1 protein-coding gene and 1 other RNA gene are annotated in these 824 nt (G+C 42.7%); both read left to right on the top strand.

The genetic code is table 11. The features are described from left to right. Positions 1 to 429: SsrA-binding protein SmpB (smpB, locus tag H8718_RS20320; RefSeq protein ID WP_249334870.1), on the top strand; the 429-nt coding region annotated here is incomplete at its 5' end. Between the two features lie 46 nt (positions 430 to 475). Beyond that, positions 476 to 823, top strand: a transfer-messenger RNA (tmRNA) gene (ssrA, locus tag H8718_RS20315). Position 824 lies beyond the last annotated feature (1 nt).

Raw genomic sequence — 824 nt, 5'->3', positions numbered from 1 at the left:
AAAAAAGCTTATCACGATTATTTTATAGAAGAAACGTTTGAAGCAGGCATTGTACTTGTTGGAACAGAAGTAAAATCCATCCGCCAAGGCAGTGGTTCCGTTAAGGAAAGTTTTATTCGTATTAAAGATGGAGAAGCCTTCATTTATAATATGCATATTAATCCTTACGACAAAGGGAATATCTTTAATAAAGAACCCCTTCGTACACGCAAACTCCTCCTTCACAAAAAAGAAATCAACAAACTAGTCGGTGAGATTTCTACAAAAGGTATGACAATAGTGCCACTTAAAGTATATATCAAAGGAAGTTTGGTCAAAGTAGAAATAGGTCTTGCACGTGGTAAGAAACTCCATGATAAACGTCAGGACATTGCCAAGAAAGACATGCGCCGTGCAAACGAGCGTGAGTTCAAGATTAAAAACATCTAAGCCAATCTTACGATTATACTCCCAGATATGTACCCTTATCTAATAAGGGGGTGCACTGGTTTCGACGGGGGTCACGTAGGTTGAGGCAGCCATCCGTAGAACGCCGGAGTCTACGTTAAAAGCTGGCATTTAAAATTAAACGCAGAAGACAATTTTGCATTAGCTGCTTAATGCAGCTAGTCTCCTCTAGACACCCCGCACTCTAGATCGAGGCTCCGACTTAGCGGGCAACGTCTAGGGCTAAGCTTTGCCCCCTAGCCGTACTTATGAAGCTACTGAAGTGAACAGCCTGTCTCTGGGCGGTTCATGGAGGGAATGTTAAAACAGTGACTATGATGGTAGAGACCACGATTTATGGGCTTTCGGACAGGGGTTCGATTCCCCTCACCTCCATT

It is taken from the genome of Zhenhengia yiwuensis (genome assembly GCF_014384995.1).
Classification (GTDB): Bacteria; Bacillota; Clostridia; order Lachnospirales; family Cellulosilyticaceae; genus Zhenhengia; species Zhenhengia yiwuensis.
This window is presented reverse-complemented; position numbering and strand designations above follow the sequence as displayed.